The 17602-nt window shown below is 58.9% G+C and carries 13 protein-coding genes; 9 read left to right on the forward strand and 4 right to left on the reverse strand.

The features are described 5' to 3' along the window. Positions 1–4: 4 nt before the first annotated feature. The 4 genes from PJW05_RS25230 to PJW05_RS25245 form a co-directional block, all read right to left on the reverse strand. Positions 5–2233, reverse strand: coding sequence for a hypothetical protein (locus PJW05_RS25230; protein WP_271409659.1), 2229 nt, complete (start codon positions 2231–2233; stop codon positions 5–7). Continuing rightward, a complete protein-coding gene (locus tag PJW05_RS25235; RefSeq protein WP_271409660.1) occupies positions 2230–3588 on the reverse strand; it encodes an ABC transporter ATP-binding protein in 1359 nt (452 codons plus the stop codon). The genes PJW05_RS25230 and PJW05_RS25235 overlap by 4 nt, the downstream gene beginning before the upstream one ends. Next, positions 3585–4388 carry an ABC transporter permease gene (locus tag PJW05_RS25240; RefSeq protein WP_271409661.1) on the reverse strand — a complete coding sequence of 268 codons (804 nt, stop codon included), beginning with the start codon at positions 4386–4388 and terminating at the stop codon, positions 3585–3587. The genes PJW05_RS25235 and PJW05_RS25240 overlap by 4 nt, the downstream gene beginning before the upstream one ends. A 108-nt stretch (positions 4389–4496) precedes the next feature. Further along, positions 4497–5519, reverse strand: coding sequence for a glycosyltransferase family 2 protein (locus PJW05_RS25245; RefSeq protein ID WP_271409662.1), 1023 nt, complete (start codon positions 5517–5519; stop codon positions 4497–4499). Positions 5520–6238: 719 nt separating this feature from the next. Here PJW05_RS25245 and rfbB point away from each other — a divergent pair. The 9 genes from rfbB to PJW05_RS25290 all read left to right on the forward strand — a co-directional run bounded on the left by rfbB (position 6239) and on the right by PJW05_RS25290 (position 17552). After that, positions 6239–7303 (forward strand): dTDP-glucose 4,6-dehydratase, encoded by a 1065-nt coding sequence (rfbB, locus tag PJW05_RS25250; RefSeq protein ID WP_271409663.1) that lies wholly within the window; start codon positions 6239–6241, stop codon positions 7301–7303. After that, the gene (gene rfbA, locus PJW05_RS25255; RefSeq protein WP_271409664.1) at positions 7300–8172 is read left to right on the forward strand and encodes a glucose-1-phosphate thymidylyltransferase RfbA; all 873 of its coding nucleotides are present in this window, start codon (positions 7300–7302) and stop codon (positions 8170–8172) included. Before rfbB ends, rfbA begins: the two co-directional genes overlap by 4 nt. Further along, on the forward strand, positions 8169–8714 hold the full coding sequence (rfbC, locus tag PJW05_RS25260) for a dTDP-4-dehydrorhamnose 3,5-epimerase (protein WP_271409665.1): 546 nt from the start codon (positions 8169–8171) through the stop codon (positions 8712–8714). The genes rfbA and rfbC overlap by 4 nt, the downstream gene beginning before the upstream one ends. Next, positions 8711–9577 (forward strand): dTDP-4-dehydrorhamnose reductase, encoded by an 867-nt coding sequence (gene rfbD / locus PJW05_RS25265; RefSeq protein WP_271409666.1) that lies wholly within the window; start codon positions 8711–8713, stop codon positions 9575–9577. Before rfbC ends, rfbD begins: the two co-directional genes overlap by 4 nt. A 122-nt stretch (positions 9578–9699) precedes the next feature. Then, a complete protein-coding gene (locus PJW05_RS25270; RefSeq protein WP_271409667.1) occupies positions 9700–11511 on the forward strand; it encodes a sensor histidine kinase in 1812 nt (603 codons plus the stop codon). Next, on the forward strand, positions 11508–12881 hold the full coding sequence (locus PJW05_RS25275) for a sigma-54-dependent transcriptional regulator (protein ID WP_271409668.1): 1374 nt from the start codon (positions 11508–11510) through the stop codon (positions 12879–12881). The genes PJW05_RS25270 and PJW05_RS25275 overlap by 4 nt, the downstream gene beginning before the upstream one ends. Positions 12882–13741: 860 nt before the next feature. Beyond that, on the forward strand, positions 13742–15169 hold the full coding sequence (arcD, locus tag PJW05_RS25280; protein WP_271409669.1) for an arginine-ornithine antiporter: 1428 nt from the start codon (positions 13742–13744) through the stop codon (positions 15167–15169). A gap of 19 nt (positions 15170–15188) precedes the next feature. Next, positions 15189–16439, forward strand: coding sequence for an arginine deiminase (arcA, locus tag PJW05_RS25285; protein WP_271409670.1), 1251 nt, complete (start codon positions 15189–15191; stop codon positions 16437–16439). A 102-nt stretch (positions 16440–16541) separates the two neighbouring features. Further along, entirely contained in the window at positions 16542–17552 is a 1011-nt protein-coding gene (locus PJW05_RS25290; protein ID WP_271409671.1) for an ornithine carbamoyltransferase, read from the forward strand. Positions 17553–17602 lie beyond the last annotated feature (50 nt).

Below are 17602 nucleotides of genomic sequence, written 5' to 3' on the forward strand. Positions count from 1 at the left end.
TCCATCACCCCCTCTTCCCTAATACCTTTCTCAAGATGCGGGTATACCTCCAACTCCTGCTCAAGCCAACACGCGCCAGTCTACTTCTCAGCTTGTTCGCAAGTTCAGTAGTTTCAGTCAGCAAAGCACGAGTTCGCATCATTTCGAACGAAGCTTCGCTCATTTCGCGCTCGCTCTTATCGACTCGATTCTTCAACGACTCCAACTCGCTCTTGCACTCCATAATTTCCAAGGCTCGGCCTTCAGATTCGCGGCGAGACTCTGACAGCAATTCCTTTATACTCTTCGACTCATCCCGCAGAGCCGCGTATGCTTGTTGGTGTCGAGCATTGGCATCGTGCTCGGCCTTGAGTTTAGTGCTCAAGCCAAGAAGACTCTGATTGAGCCGCAGGATCTCCTGTTGTTGCACTGCGTTGGCGTCCATTAGCTGATGGCTGGCCTCGACGGCCTGTCGATGCGCATCTTGGGCGACCTCGACTTGAGAGCTCAAACGGAGATTTTCTGCCCTCTGCTGCTCGTTGTTCTCCGTGCTCTGACGCAAGGCTTCCACAGCTTGCGCAATACGGTGGTGGGCGGCAGCAAGCTCGTGTTGACTACTCGTCCTGATCTGCTCAACCTCGTCCCCCCTCGCCGCAGCGGCAGCTCGCGCCTCGGCGACGGCTAACTCAAGCTCTTTCGCCAGGTCTATCGCCAACTGCAATGAGCGGTCTTTTTCTAGGATGAGCTCCTGCATCAGCTGAACAGCCGCTTTCTCACTCGAAATGCGTTCGTCCGCCGAATTTAGCTTCGTCTTGTACAGTTCAATGCGCCCCTCTAGCACTGCCATTTCCCTGGAAAGCGGGGAGAGTTCCCGTTCGGCGCTAGCTTTACTCGTGGACTGCAGCTCCATTTCTACTTTGAGCCGCTCATAACCAGCTCGTTCTTCATCAATAACTTTATTGAGCCTTCTTACTTCCGAAAACAAATGCTGAACCGGAGATATAATCCTCTCCGATCGCTCACCATTTTGGAGAACATCAAAGCTCACTTGAACCTTGCATGCTTTCTCCAGAAATCCAGGCTCAAGCCCTTTGAACTTGATCTGCGGATCCGTTCCAGCGAAAAAATATATATCTCCGTAACGGTAAGTCGCATTTGTTTTAATATATTTCTTTATACTTAACCTCCCCCCCCCCTCATATACGATATCAACATCATGCAACTCTAGAATTACACTCTCAGAGCAAGGATCAAACCTAACATCGATTAGCCCATCACTAGGAAGATCAAATTCTAGATTGACAGTGGCGCTTGAATCTATTGAGAAATAACCACGCCCCCTTCGGGATTGGCTGAATCCTTCACCATCGCCATAGAAAAGCTCCGACTCTCTCAACCCATTCAATAAAGTTGCACTTGCAAAGAACCTATGCAATCCCTCGTAGGCAGAGTTCAACTCGTCGAAAGCGCGTAGGGTACTGGCATCGTTACACCCCTTGGATACTGCAAGCAAGTGCGCAGAGTAGATTCTGGATACTATCTCCGGCAATTCCTTGAAACTCTGGTCTCCAGCACTAACCTGGTGACGCAGGCTCCCCTCAAGGAAGACTTGGAGCTTCTCTGCTAAGTCTTCTGCCGAACCTGGCCACTCTATTTCAAGCTCTCTGGAAATTTTTTCAAGCGTTGCAATGGGATCATCGAGAAGATCCTGATAGTGAGTAAACACTCTCGGTATTCCACGCGTAAATCTTTCGGCATGGATGACATGCTCTACCCACAGGGCAACGCCCTGCTCGATCGTCGTTTTGTTCCTACTGAGGAGCGAGCCAGCAACCTCGACGGGATGACGATACTGGATAACTACACGAACGCTGATTTCGAGCTCACCAAGAACCCTCAGCCAGAAAGGAACCAGCAGCGAGATACGCGGGTCCTTGATACCGAAAAGCAGGGAATCACCAAATTCGTCTTGAATGATCTTCTTGGCCTCGTCTATCAAATCGCCAAGAGTCTCGTCTTCTTCCCAACCTTGTCCTGGTAGCGGAGCGACTGACTTCCAATCACGGCCGAGTCGCGGCAGCAGTTGCCGGTCATGGAATGCCTGAATTGCCTTACTTTCAAAGTACCCCTTCTTATTGTCATCAGCAGCACCTAATAGCTCTTGCCCCATTGAGACGCCAGCGCAGTTTAGAGCCCCCCCCATAGCGGAGGTGCCACTTCGGTGCATCCCCAAGATAAGCAGGCACTTCCTCATTTCACTACCTTTTCATCAAATCGCACAGTCAAACCAAGATTCACCCAAGCCGTGGTAATCCGGTCTGCTCGAGGCGCCACTTGAAACATATACGCATCGAGTATCCGATGGAGGTAGTTCCGCTCTCCTCCCCGCTCGGCCATCACGCCACAATTCGTAAAGTACGTCCCTTCCTCGAGCAGACAGTCAAACTCCCAGGTTACAGTTCTGACCTCTCCGGCGCCTACCTTGCGAATCCACGCGCCCTTCTGCGGATAACTCCCACCGCACAATGCAGTTCCCTGCGTTGTCTTGATCATCATTCCAAACGACACATCGGCGGATGCAGCCGAAAATTCCACGTCGTATACGTATCGATAGCGCTTCCCATGAATCAGTCGGTTGACCTTGTGTCCCTGTATGGTCTCTATTCTTGCATTGCGCAATCTTGCCCCTTCGGGCGGGTACTCAACTGTGCTCTGCGGACGAAGACTCTCCAGGTAAAGCTCCTGCGACTCCTCTGCTTTATGCGGAGCAGCAGTGTCTGGGTTGTTGCCTTTGGTCCGGCCGCCGGATAGCGAGAGCAATTGGCCAGAAACGATTTCATCCCTGATTTGCCGTCTTTTGTCGCCCTTTGCATTGATCAACTTGAGATAGTTGGTGATCGTTTCCTTTACCGGACCATCAGCCAGAACCTCCCCACGATCAATGAGCACGGCTCTGCTACACATCTCGACGATTGCCGCTTCGGAATGCGAGACAAGAAGAATAGTTTTCTTCGCCTTGCGAAACTCCTCAAGCTTGGCGAAGCATTTTCTCTTGAATGCGGCGTCACCGACACTTAGCGCTTCGTCTATAATCAGGATTTCCGGATCTACATGAATTGCAACGGAGAATGCAAGCCTGGCAAACATCCCGCTGGAGTAGAATTTTGTTTTTTGGTGAATAAAGTCACCTATATCAGCAAACTCCACAATTTCTTCCAGCCTCTGACTCATCTCCTTGCGCGGTACGCCACGCAAAGTCCCAGCTAAATATATATTCTCCAATCCGCTCTGTTCTGGATTGAACCCTGCACCCAACTCCAACAACGCCGATACGGATCCATTGACTCTAATCTTACCGGCCGACTGCCGTAGCACACCGGCCACGATCTTGAGCAAAGTGCTCTTCCCACTACCATTGCTTCCGAGTATCCCGACGACTTCACCTCGCCGTATCGAGAGCGCAACTCCATTCAGAGCGTCAAACTCCTTGTGATAGGCACGACGTCTCGGATCGAGAGCCTCTTTAAGGCGATCGATGTTCTTTCGATATACCTTGTACGATTTGCGTAGGCCGCTAATCGAAATAACAATATCTTCAGTGCTGGTCATATTACGTCTGCAAAATGTGGTCGAAGCCTACGGAAGACGGTCGCACCAACAACCACGAAAAAGAGAGCCCACATCCAGAACACAAAAGTATGCAGCCAGCCAGCAGCAAAAAACCACTCCTGGCCAAGCAACGACTTCCGATAGCCATCAACTATGTAAGCGGCCGGATTCAAGAGTGCTATCTGCTGATACTTCTCGGACAGTTTATTCAATCCCCATACGATAGGTGCACACCAAAAACCAAACTGGATGCATATCGAAACAAGGTATTTTATATCAGCAATGAAAACGACGAGAGAAGAAACCAGCCAACCACTCCCGAGCACCAGCACAAATGCGCACAGCATGAAGTAGGGTATCTGGACCCAGTATATGCTCGGCCCAACCCCTGACAGAGCAAGAACCCCCAGAAGCAAGAACAACAGGACTAAATGCACGATCAGCGCAACGAACACACTCATCATGGGCAGTAGACTTACCCTGAAGGCCACCCGGCGCACGAGAAATCTTTTTCCTACGATAGAATTGCAACAACCGTTTATCGCCTCGACCAGAAAAAGCCAAGGCAAGAACCCGGTGGCAAGCCACAAGGGAAACGGCATCCCATCATCTGCGGACTGCCTCAATCCAACTTCGAAAACCAGCCAGATTACAACAATTAGAGATACCGGCTGCGCGAAGGCCCAAAAGAGCCCCAAATAAGATGCAAGATATTTATTACTAAATTCACTCCAAACCATATCAAGGATAGACCTCGAATTGGATATGACATATGAAAAATAATTAGCAGCCACTTTCACTTAATCGAACCTTTTTTTGCGCAGGCGCACACTGATCAGCAAGAGCACTAGCAACTCGCATCTTCTTAAGAAAACCACATCTTAAAAAGTCAAAACTATACATTCCGACTATATCTTCCTAAAGATAGCTGCGAGCACCAACCCAAGGTTACCCATCATCGTCTGACGGTGCACACCAGACCTAATTAATCCTATAACTCGCGGAAGAAATCTTCTTCTCCTCGCATCAAGAAACAAGGCAAGAATCCGCTCATTTTCTGGCGTAAGCTCATCGCGAATTACCTCAAGCGCCTTAACGTTCCTATCATTCCACTCGCGAAAGATCCCCGCCAGCATCATCTTAACTCGAGAAACTCTGGCGCATAATCCCATATTACTTCCGATCAGATTACGACCATGCTGCCTGTAGCGAAGAGATGGATTTGAATCGTAATAAACCCTACCACCGCACCCACTCACTACAAGATAAGTCCACCAATCGTGGGAAACTACGTTGCTATTGCCCGCACGAAGAAGAATTTCGCGAGCCGCCTCATTGAACACCATTGTATTTCCCGCCCCGATATTCTGAACCAGAGCATTTGCAAAACAAGGCGGCCTACTGAAGAAAGGAGAAAACCCAATCTCCCGATTATCCTCATCTACCAAGATGGTCCTCGCACAGTAGAGCGCCGGGATATGCTTCGGGACACTACTCAGCCAACTCACTGCTCGCTGTATCTTTACTGGATCCCATATATCATCCTGATCAGCAAACGAATAATAATCTGCACGAATCGCAACATTCGAAACTAACGAAAGGAAATTCGCCGCAAATCCACCACGCGGCCCGGACCGAATTAGCATTCGATTTCTTCCCCACCGTGCCTGAAAGCCTTCAAGGATTTCCCGCGTGTCATCACTCGAGCCATCATCCGATGCCCAGACTGCCCAATTCTTATGGACCTGCTTTTCAATAGAGCTTAATTGCTCCGACAGATACTTTTGACCTTGATATGTGCAAAGCAGGACCGCTACCCTGCTTTCCGCAACCTTTTCAGTCACGGAGGAAAATTTCTCATCTATGCCCATATTCCATGCCAGCTGCCTAGTAGAAAAATCACTCGCAGGTCTCTGATCTTGGAACTTCAAATCGACTAATCCTTGCTCTTCACGCTGTTGAAACACTAGGCGACCCCGACCTTTTTCCCAGCTGAGCGCGGTGAGTATTCATTGCAAACCTCAATCCAACTCACCCCTATGCGTCGAAGCCTAGACATGGTAGTCCTATCAAGAACTTCCAGCTCACCGCCAAGGGATTCGTCGTACCCTGGGAGACTCCTGCCTCCCCCTCTAACTCACCGCAATTCCTGCTATACACACAAGCAGCACAAGAACAATAAACTCTAGACAAATGCCGGAATTCTCCAAACAGCCTCCCTGCCACTCAGCACAAGCTCTATTCGACACTGCGCGCGACTATCATTTCTGGAGAGCACATGCGCGCTCAACTAACTTGCAGGCGAGTTAGATCGTTTTGCCTCCACAGGTAAAAAATACACTTTCCCCATGAAGAATTCCTCTCGCACTTAATCGCTTTACTTCGTGGACGCAAAGCATCTCGAACATGCAAGACACTCATCCAGGAAACGGTTATGCCCATCAGATAGCATGTGGGAGCCTTTTGCTGTCAACTTAGCCCGACAGAACGTCCCCAAGCTGGTCGGTATGATACCATGCCCAGCTGTCGGCACCGCCGTCGGCTGGACGTGTCAGCGTCGTCTCCGGCAGTCAACTCACGCTTGGCCGCAATATAAGTCCGGCTGCGCGGTCGTCTTTTCAGCCTTGATATCAATACGAGCCAGAAGCCAATGAGAGTCATTATCACTGGCGGAGCCGGATTTATCGGTTCAGCACTAATCCGCCACCTGATTACTCACACAGAGCACGAAGTGCTCAATATCGACAAACTTACCTACGCGGGCAACCTCGAATCCCTGACTTTGGTCTCGGATAATCCGCGCTACCATTTCGTCCAGGTCGATATTGCCGATAGCCAGGCAGTCGGCGCGGCGCTTGCTCGCTTCCAGCCCGATGCGGTGATGCACCTTGCTGCCGAGTCCCACGTCGACCGCTCCATCGACGGACCGGCAACCTTCATTCAGACCAACATCGTGGGCACGTACAGCCTGCTAGAAAGCGTGCGAGCCTATTGGCTGGGTCTGGATGAAACGCGTAAGTCAGCCTTCCGGTTCCATCACATCTCCACTGACGAGGTTTATGGCGACCTGCACGGTGTGGACGACCTCTTCATCGAAACTACACCCTACGCGCCCAGTTCGCCCTACTCGGCGAGCAAAGCCGCATCCGATCACCTCGTCCGCGCGTGGCACCGCACCTATGGCCTACCTGTGCTGCTGACCAACTGTTCGAACAACTACGGCCCCCACCACTTCCCCGAGAAACTGATCCCCCTGATGATCCTCAACGCCCTGGAGGGCAAGCCCCTGCCGGTATACGGCAACGGTCAGCAGGTACGCGATTGGCTGTTTGTTGAAGACCACGCGCGCGCACTGGTCGAAGTGGTCACCCGCGGCAAAGTGGGCGAGACCTACAACATCGGTGGACATAACGAACAGAAGAACCTTGATGTTGTCCACGCCATCTGCAGCCTGCTGGAAGAACTGGCGCCGCAGAAACCGGCTGGGATCGCTCGCTTCGACGAGTTGATTAGCTTCGTCAAGGATCGCCCGGGCCACGACCAGCGCTACGCCATCGATGCCGGCAAGATTGAGCGCGAACTCGGCTGGACGCCGCTAGAAACCTTCGAGACCGGACTGCGCAAGACCGTAGCGTGGTACCTGAACAACCTGGAGTGGTGCCGTCGCGTGCAAGACGGCAGCTATCAACGAGAAAGACTGGGAGCAACAGTATGAAAGGGATACTCCTCGCCGGCGGCTCCGGCACTCGTCTGCATCCGATTACCCTGGGTGTTTCGAAGCAACTGCTGCCCATCTATGACAAGCCGATGGTGTATTACCCCATTTCGGTACTCATGCTGGCGGGGATTCGGGAGATCTTGCTGATTTCGACACCTCAGGACCTTCCCCAGTACCGCAACCTGCTGGGAGACGGAAGTCAGTTCGGAATCCGGATCAGCTATGCCATTCAACCGTCGCCCGATGGACTGGCACAGGCGTTCATCATCGGAGAAGAGTTCGTTGGCACCGACTCTGTCTGCCTGATCCTGGGTGACAACATCTTCCATGGACAGCACTTCTCCGAGCAGCTCAAGCGCGCGGCCAGCAATCCTTCTGGTGCGACCGTCTTCGGTTATTGGGTCAAGGATCCGGAGCGATTCGGCGTCGTCGAATTCGACGAGCACAACCGGGCGATATCGATCGAGGAAAAACCCGAGGAGCCGCGATCCAGTTACGCAGTCACCGGGCTTTACTTCTATGACAACGACGTCATCGAGATTGCCAAGGCCGTGAAACCGTCTCACCGGGGCGAGCTGGAGATCACCGATGTCAATAACGCCTACCTCAAGCGCGGCGACCTGAAAGTCGAGCGCCTGGGCCGCGGCTTTGCCTGGCTCGATACCGGAACTCACGACAGCTTGCTCGAGGCAGCCCAATACGTGCAGACCATCGAGCACCGCCAGGGTCTGAAAGTCGCTTGCCTTGAAGAAATCGCCTATCAGAATGGTTGGATCGACAAGGAAAGATTGCTGATTCAGGCCAAGGCCTTCGGCAAGACCGGCTATGGCCAATACCTGTTCAAGTTGTCGGGAGAGAACGAGTGAACGTCATAACGACAGAGCTCCAGGATGTACTGATCCTCGAGCCCCGCCTCTTTGGCGATGACCGTGGCTTCTTCTACGAGAGCTTCAACGCCCGCACCTTCGCCGAAGCGACCGGGGTAGATCGCGACTTCGTCCAGGACAACCACTCACGCTCCCAACGCGGTGTCCTGCGCGGCCTGCATTACCAGTTGCAGCAAGCCCAGGGCAAGTTGGTGCGTGTTGTTCAGGGTGAAGTGTTCGATGTCGCGGTGGACGTCCGCCGGAGCTCCCCGACCTTCGGCCGTTGGGTCGGGGTGCATCTGTCCGCCGAGAACAAGCGCCAACTCTGGGTTCCAGAAGGTTTCGCCCACGGTTTCCTGGTGCTCAGCGACTACGCCGAGTTCCTCTACAAGACCACCGACTATTACGCCCCGGAGCACGAGCGCTGCATTCGCTGGGACGACCCTGACCTGGCCATCGACTGGCCGCTCACCGAAGCTCCGCAACTGTCCGCCAAGGACAAGGCCGGGATCAACTTCAAGGACGCGGACCTGTTCGAATGAAGATCCTCATCACCGGCAACAGTGGCCAGGTGGCGCGGGAACTTCAGCTCGCCCTGACTGGCCGGGCGGACGTGGTCGCCCTGGGGCGCGACCAGCTCGACCTGGCGGACCCCGAGCTCATTCGCCGGCGTGTCCGTACCGAGGCCCCCGACCTGTTGATCAACGCCGCGGCCTACACCGCGGTGGACCAGGCCGAAAACGAGCCGGAAGCCGCCTTCGCCATCAATGCGACGGCTCCAGGTGTGCTCGCCGAAGAAGCGACCACCCTTGGCATCCCGCTGTTCCACTACTCCACCGACTACGTCTACGACGGCGCCAAGACTGGCCCCTACACCGAAGACGACCCGACCGGCCCGCTGGGTATCTACGGCCGCAGCAAACTGGCCGGCGAGCAGGTCGTCCAGGCCGTCGGCGGCCCGCACCTGATCCTGCGCACCAGTTGGGTCTATTCCCTGCACGGGCGCAACTTCCTGCTCACCATGCAGCGCCTGTTGCAGGAGCGCGAGGAATTGCGCGTGGTGGACGACCAGGTCGGCGCGCCAACCTGGGCAGGCAGCATTGCCCACGCCACCGTGCAGCTGATCGAACGCTGGCAGGCGGGCAATAGCCGCTGGGGCGTCTATCACCTGACCAACCAGGGCGAAACCTCCTGGTTCGGCTTTGCAAGTGCAATCGCCGAGCAGTTGAAAGCCGCCGGCAAGCCTTGTGCCCGTCTGGTGGCCATCCCCTCCAGCGAGTATCCGACGCCGGCCAGGCGCCCGCTGAACTCCCGGCTGGATGGCCGCAAGCTGGCGCAGGACTGGCAGGTCAGCCTGCCGGACTGGCGCACCGCCCTGGCGGAGTGCCTGCGCCAGCCGCACTGAGCCGTCGAGGAGGGTTGTGCCGGACGCACAATCCTTCTCGCGGATTTCCACCTCGCCGCCCCCATGCCCGCGCCGGATGTCGATGCCATAATGCGCCTCATCGACCGGTGCACAGTGACCGCATGACCGCCCACCCTTCTCCCCACCGCCCACGCTGGCGCAGCCTGGTGCTGCTGGCCGTCCTTCTGGCGCCTCTGCTCTGGCCGTTGCAGCACTTCAGCGAGCGCTACTACAGCCAGTCCCTGGCCGAGCAGAACCGCCAGACCCTGGATCTGTACGTGGCCAACCTGCTGGGCACCCTGCGCCGCTACGAGGTGCTGCCGCCCATCCTGGCCGACCTGCCACCCTTGCGTGATTTGCTCGCCGACGCCGACAGCGCCTCCCTGCAGGCCGAGGCCAACCGCGTACTGGCCGAAGTCCGCCGGGAAACCGGTGCCGACGTGATCTACCTGATGAGCCCTGCCGGCCTGACTCTCAGCTCGTCGAACTGGGACCAGCCCGACAGCTTCGTCGGCCGCAACTTCACCTTCCGCCCGTATTTCCGCGAGGCGCTGGCGGGTAAGCAGGGGCGCTTCTTCGGCCTGGGCACCACCTCGCGCAAGCGAGGCTACTTCTTCGCCAGCCCGGTACGCGAAGGTGCGCGGATCATCGGAATCCTGGTGGTAAAAGTGGACCTGGACGATGCCGAAACCCTCTGGGGCAAGACCCCGGAACAGTTGATGGTGACCGACGCCAACGGCGTGGTGATCGTCTCCTCGCGCAGCGACTGGCGCTTCCACGCCACGCGACCGCTGGATAACGCCGAACGCGTCGCCATCGCCGCCAACCAGCCCTATCCGACCCAGTCGCCGCCACCGCTGACGCTCGATGAAAAGGCCTGGGCGATCCAGAGCCGTGAACTGCGCGAGACCGGCCTCACCGCGAGCATCCTCGCCCCGCGCCAACTGGTCGACCGCCAGGTGACCACCACGGTCGCCATCGGCGGCGCCACCCTACTGACCCTGCTGCTGTTGATCGGCCTGATGATGCAGCGCCGCCGCCACTACCTCGACCGCATCGCCCTCGACGCCCGCGCCCGCCACGAACTGGAGATGCGCGTACAGGAGCGCACTCAGGACCTCGAGGCACTGAACAGCCGGTTGAAGGACGAAGTGCTGGAACGCGAACAGGCCCAGCAGGAGCTGGTCCGCGCCCAGGATGAACTGGTGCAGGCCGGCAAGCTCTCCGCCCTCGGGACCATGTCGGCGAGCATCAGCCACGAGCTGAACCAGCCTCTGGCCGCGATCCGCAGCTTTGCCGACAACGCCGGTGTGCTGCTGGATCACCAGCGCCTCGACGATGCCCGTGGCAACCTGCGGCAGATCAGCGAGCTGACTGCGCGCATGGCCTCGATCATCGCCCACCTGCGCGCCTTCGCCCGCCGCGACCGCCACGCGCCGGAAAGCGTCGCCCTGCAACCCGCCCTGGACGATGCCCTGGCACTGGTGGCCAAGCGCCGCCGGGCGATGGACGTGGAGCTGATCCGCGACCTGCCGGACGCACCGCTCTGGGTGCAAGCCGGGGAAACCCGCCTGCGCCAGGTGCTCGGCAACCTGCTCGCCAATGCCCTCGACGCCCTGGCGGAAAAGGCCCAGCCGAGGCGGATCTGGCTCAGCGCCGAAACCACGGCCGAGGGCGTCGACCTGCACCTGCGCGACAACGGGCCGGGCTTCTCCGCCGATGCCCTGCACCACGCCCGTGAACCCTTCTTCACCACCAAGACCAGCGCCCAGGGCCTGGGCCTCGGCCTGGCCATCTGCGACAGCCTGATGCGCGCCCTGGGAGGCGAGTTGCTGCTCGACAACCACCCCGACGGCGGAGCCCTGCTGACCCTGCGCCTGCGCAACGCCGCCCCCGGCGTCACTCCACAGCCTCCCGAGGACCTTTCCGCATGACCAACGCCCTAGACGCCCGCACCCAGGTGCTGCTGATCGATGACGACCCGCACCTGCGCCAGGCCCTCAGCCAGACCCTCGACCTGGCCGGCCTCCAGGTGCAGGCCCTGGGAGACGCGCAAGGCGTGGCGGAGAAGATCGAGAAGGATTGGCCCGGGGTGGTGGTGACGGATATCCGCATGCCCGGCATCGACGGCCTGGAACTGTTGCGCCAGTTGCGTGAGCGTGACCCCGACCTACCGGTGCTGCTGATCACCGGGCACGGCGACGTGCCCCTGGCGGTGCAGGCCATGCGCGCCGGTGCCTACGACTTCCTGGAAAAGCCCTTCCCCAGCGACCAGTTGCTCGACAGCGTGCGCCGCGCCCTCGACCTGCGCCGACTGGTGCTGGAGAACCGCAGCCTGCGCCTGGCCCTGTCCGACCGCCAGCAGCTCAGTGGCCGCCTGGTGGGCCAGTCGCCCGCGATGCAGCGGCTGCGCGAGCAGATCGGCGCCCTCGCCGCCACCCATGCCGACGTACTGATCCTCGGCGAAACCGGTGCCGGCAAGGAGGTGGTGGCGCGCGCACTGCACGATCTGTCGGCGCGCCGCGAGGGGCCCTTCGTCGCCATCAACGCCGGCGCCCTGGCCGAGTCGGTGGTGGAGAGCGAACTGTTCGGCCACGAGCAGGGGGCCTTCACCGGTGCCCAGAAGCGCCGCATCGGCAAATTCGAGTTCGCCAACGGCGGCACGGTGTTCCTCGACGAAATCGAGAGCATGAGCCTGGACGTCCAGGTCAAGCTGCTGCGCCTGTTGCAGGAGCGCGTCGTGGAACGCCTCGGCGCCAACCAGTTGATCCCCCTGGATATCCGCGTGATCGCCGCCACCAAGGAAGACCTGCGCCACGCCGCCGACCAGGGCCGTTTCCGCGCCGACCTGTATTACCGCCTGAACGTCGCCAGCCTGCGCATCCCACCCTTGCGCGAGCGCGGTGAGGACGCCCTGCTGCTGTTCCAGCACTTCGCCGATGCGGCGTGCAACCGCCACGGCATGGCCCCGCGCAGCCTCGACAGCAGCCAACGTGCCCTGCTCCTGACCCATGGATGGCCGGGCAACGTGCGCGAACTGCAGAACGCCGCGGAACGCTTCGCGCTCGGCCTGGATCTGGCCCTGGACAACACACCGGCCGACCTGCCGACGGTGGACGGCGGCCTCAGCGAACAGGTGGAGGCCTTCGAACGCGCACTGATCGCCGCCGAACTGACCCGCCCGCACACCTCCCTGCGCAGCGTCGCCGAAGCCCTGGGCCTGCCACGCAAGACCCTCTCGGACAAACTGCGCAAGCACAACCTCAGCTTCAGTGGCGGAAATCCCGCAGAAGAGCAGGACTGATCGGCAACAATCCGCTCACGCGGACTGCGACCAAAGACTAGGAAGCCCGGACCAGCGGGCGTGGGCCATAATGGCACGAGGCTTGCCCAGCCAGCGTCAACCCCTGCCTCGCGCAGGGCCAGGAGACCGGGTCCCGCAAGGGTTCGGTCTCTCCCCGAAGCGGCCACAAGCCGACCAAGGGGTTTTCCCATCCCGCCCACGGGCTCAGTCCCTGGGCAAGCATCCGGCTACCCGCCGGGTGTTCGAAGCCCGGCCTCCATGCCGGGCTTTTTCTTGCCGCAGCCTGCATCGATACACCGTATCGGCCGAGCGATCACTGCGCCCCTCCACAGCCTGGATGAGATCCGGGGAAAATCCCACCACCGCTCCCGGATTGCATCCGGGCGACGAACTGGCCTTAGGTGTTCCCCCAGCCCCAAATCCACGAACTATTCGCATGCTGGTAAACGCTTGGTCGCTGCATGTTTGATAGCAATATGCCCTGACACGAACTCTAAATTATCCGCCTATCTTCAAATACCTTTCCTAATTAAAACGTCTCGTCTTATCGCTAATTTCGCAGACACTTTTTTGCAACTTCCCACGAGGAAAATAGTGATATGGCGTATGTAGATTCACCGTGCAATTTGCAACTTGAAGGCTCTTCAAAACCGACTAGTTTGTATTAGGCGATGCCTTGGACGGCCTGCCGAACCCTCTATATTGCTCGTTTTGGGCAGCGTTTCGCGGTAATTCCCCCACTTACGCCAGCAGGGAACTTGTCCGCACAACTCATTAGCCAGCTATTGACCTGGATCAGAACACGACCACGACATCCCACGCCCAATAGGCACTATTCCTACAACGGAAGGAGATGCAAGATGTCAGAATCGTCCGACAAACTTAAACTAGGCGCCCTGGTAGCCCTGGTTGTCGGGTCAATGGTCGGCGGGGGTATTTTCTCGCTGCCGCAGAACATGGCGGCCAGTGCCGATGTCGGTGCCATTCTCATCGGCTGGGGCATTACCGCAGTGGGCATGCTCACCCTGGCGTTCGTCTTCCAGACCCTGGCCAACCGCAAGCCGGACCTCGACGGCGGGGTCTACGCCTACGCCAAGGCGGGTTTCGGCGACTACATGGGCTTTTCCTCGGCCTGGGGCTACTGGATCAGCGCCTGGCTGGGCAACGTCGGCTACTTCGTGCTGCTGTTCAGCACCCTCGGCTACTTCTTCCCGGTCTTCGGCGAAGGCAACACGTTGGCAGCCATCATCGGCGCGTCCGTCGTTCTCTGGGCCGTGCACTTCCTGGTGCTGCGCGGGATCAAGGAAGCGGCCTTCATCAACCTGGTGACCACCATCACCAAGGTGGTGCCGCTGTTCCTGTTCATCCTGATCTGCCTGTTCGCCTTCCGGCTGGACATCTTCACCGCCGACATCTGGGGCACGAAGAACGTCGAGCTCGGCAGCGTGATGAACCAGGTGCGCAACATGATGCTGGTCACCGTCTGGGTGTTCATCGGTATCGAAGGCGCGAGTATCTTCTCCGCCCGCGCCGAAAAGCGCAGCGACGTGGGCAAGGCCACCGTGCTCGGTTTCGTCATCGTGCTGCTCCTGCTGGTGCTGGTGAACGTGCTGTCCCTCGGCATCATGACCCAGCCCGAACTGGCCAAGCTGCAGAACCCCTCCATGGCGGCCGTGCTCGAGCATGTGGTCGGCCACTGGGGTGCGGTGCTGATCAGCGTGGGGCTGATCATCTCCCTGATGGGTGCCCTGCTCTCCTGGGTGCTGCTGTGCGCCGAGATCCTCTTCGCCGCGGCCAAGGACCACACCATGCCGGCCTTCGTCCGCAAGGAGAACGCCAACAAGGTTCCGGCCAACGCGCTCTGGCTGACCAACGCCATGGTGCAGCTGTTCCTGATCATCACCCTGTTCAGTGCCAGCACCTACCTGTCGCTGATCTACCTGGCGACTTCCATGATCCTGGTGCCCTACCTCTGGTCCGCCGCCTATGCGCTGCTGCTGCCGCTGCGCGGCGAGACCTACGAGCAGGACACCAGGGACCGCGGCAAGGACCTGTTCATCGCCGCCATCGCGCTGATCTACGCCATCTGGCTGCTCTACGCCGGCGGCGTGAAGTACCTGCTGCTCTCCGCCCTGCTGTATGCCCCGGGCGTGATTCTCTTCGCCAAGGCCAAGCGGGAAGTTGGCCAACCGATCTTCACCCCTGTCGAGAAGCTGATATTCGCCGCCGTGCTCATCGGCGCACTCGTCGCGGGCTACGGCCTGTACGACGGCTTCCTGACCCTGTAATCCGTAAGGAGACCCTGCCATGTCCAAAGTCAAACTCGGCGTTCATTCCGAAGCCGGCAAGCTGCATAAGGTAATGGTCTGCTCGCCGGGGCTCGCACACATGCGCCTGACCCCCAACAACTGCGACGAGCTGCTGTTCGATGACGTAATCTGGGTAAACCAGGCCAAGCGCGATCATTTCGACTTCGTCACCAAGATGCGCGAACGCGGCGTCGACGTGCTGGAAATGCACAACCTGCTCACCGACATCGTGCAGAACAAGGAAGCCCTGAAGTGGATCCTCGATCGCAAGATCACCAACGACCAGGTCGGCGTCGGTCTGGTGAATGAAGTCCGCTCCTGGATCGAAGGCCTGGAACCGCGCAAGATCGCCGAGTTCCTCATCGGTGGCGTCGCCGGCTCCGACCTGCCGGAGAGCGAAGGCGTCGGCCCCATCAAGATGTACCGCGACTACCTGGGCCACTCCAGCTTCGTCCTGCCGCCGCTGCCCAACACCCAGTTCACCCGCGACACCACCTGCTGGATCTACGGCGGCGTGACCCTCAACCCGATGTACTGGCCAGCCCGTCGCCAGGAAACCCTGCTGGCCACCGCCATCTACAAGTTCCACCCGACCTTCACCGAGGCCGAGTTCGAGGTCTGGTACGGCGATCCGGACAAGGACCACGGGATGTCCACCCTCGAAGGCGGTGACGTGATGCCCATCGGCAACGGCGTGGTGCTGGTCGGCATGGGCGAGCGCACCTCGCGCCAGGCCATCGGCCAACTGGCCCAGTCGCTGTTCGCCAAGGGCGCGGCGCAGAAGGTCGTCGTCGCCGGCCTGCCCAAGTCCCGCGCCGCCATGCACCTGGATACCGTCTTCACCTTCTGCGACCGCGACCTGGTCACTGTCTTCCCGGAAGTGGTCAAGGAAATCGTGCCCTTCGTCCTGCGCCCGGATGAAAGCCGCCCCTACGGCATCGACATCCGCCGCGAAGAGAAGGACTTCATTTCGGTGGTCGCCGAGTCCCTCAACCTGAAGAAACTGCGCGTGGTGCAGACCGGCGGCGACGCCTTCGAGGCCGAGCGCGAGCAGTGGGACGACGGCAACAACGTGGTCTGCCTGGAACCCGGCGTGGTCGTCGGCTACGACCGCAACACCTACACCAACACCCTGCTGCGCAAGGCCGGCGTCGAGGTGGTCACCATCAGCGCCAGCGAACTCGGCCGTGGCCGTGGCGGCGGCCACTGCATGACCTGCCCGATCCTGCGCGACCCGGTCGACTACTGAGTTGACCCTCTCGGCGGCTCCCAACCCGGAGCCGCCCGCCCCGCCAGCCACACGCTGTTCTGACGGAGCCTGGTTTCAAGTTACCCACAAGGAGAAAGAATCATGGCTTTCAACATGCACAACCGTAACCTGCTCAGCCTGATGCACCACAGCACCCGCGAGCTGCGTTACCTGCTGGATCTCTCCCGCGACCTGAAGCGCGCCAAGTACACCGGTACCGAGCAGCAGCACCTGAAAGGCAACAACATCGCGCTGATCTTCGAAAAAACCTCCACCCGCACCCGCTGCGCCTTCGAAGTCGCCGCCTATGACCAGGGCGCCAACGTCACCTACATCGATCCGGGCTCCTCGCAGATCGGCCACAAGGAGAGCATGAAGGACACCGCCCGCGTGCTCGGCCGCATGTACGACGCCATCGAATACCGTGGCTTCAAGCAGGAGATCGTCGAAGAGCTGGCCACGTACGCCGGCGTACCGGTGTTCAACGGCCTGACCGATGAGTACCACCCGACCCAGATGCTGGCCGACGTGCTGACCATGCGCGAACACAGCGACAAGCCGCTGCACGAGATTTCCTATGCCTACCTGGGCGACGCCCGCAACAACATGGGCAACTCGCTGCTGCTGATCGGCGCCAAGCTCGGCATGGACGTGCGCATCGCCGCGCCCAAGGCCCTCTGGCCGACCGACGAGCACGTCGCCGCCTGCAAGAAATTCGCCGAGGAAAGCGGTGCTCGCATCACCCTCACCGAAGACCCGAAAGAAGCGGTCAAGGGCGTGGACTTCATCCACACCGACGTGTGGGTGTCCATGGGCGAGCCGGTCGAGGCCTGGGGCGAGCGCATCAAGGACCTGCTGCCCTACCAGGTCAACATGGACATGATGAAAGCCGCCGGCAACCCGCGGGTGAAGTTCATGCACTGCCTGCCGGCGTTCCACAACAGCGAAACCAAGGTCGGCAAGCAGATCGCCGAACAGTACCCGAATCTGAAGAACGGCATCGAAGTCACCGAAGACGTCTTCGAGTCCCCGTACAACATCGCCTTCGAGCAGGCGGAAAACCGCATGCACACCATCAAGGCGATCCTCGTTTCCACCCTCGCCGACATGTAAGTCCCGATACGCCCCGGAGCGCGCGGCGGTCCGGGGCGCATCCCACCCCC

The sequence above is a fragment of the Pseudomonas sp. Q1-7 genome (genome assembly GCF_028010285.1).
GTDB lineage: Bacteria > Pseudomonadota > Gammaproteobacteria > Pseudomonadales > Pseudomonadaceae > Metapseudomonas.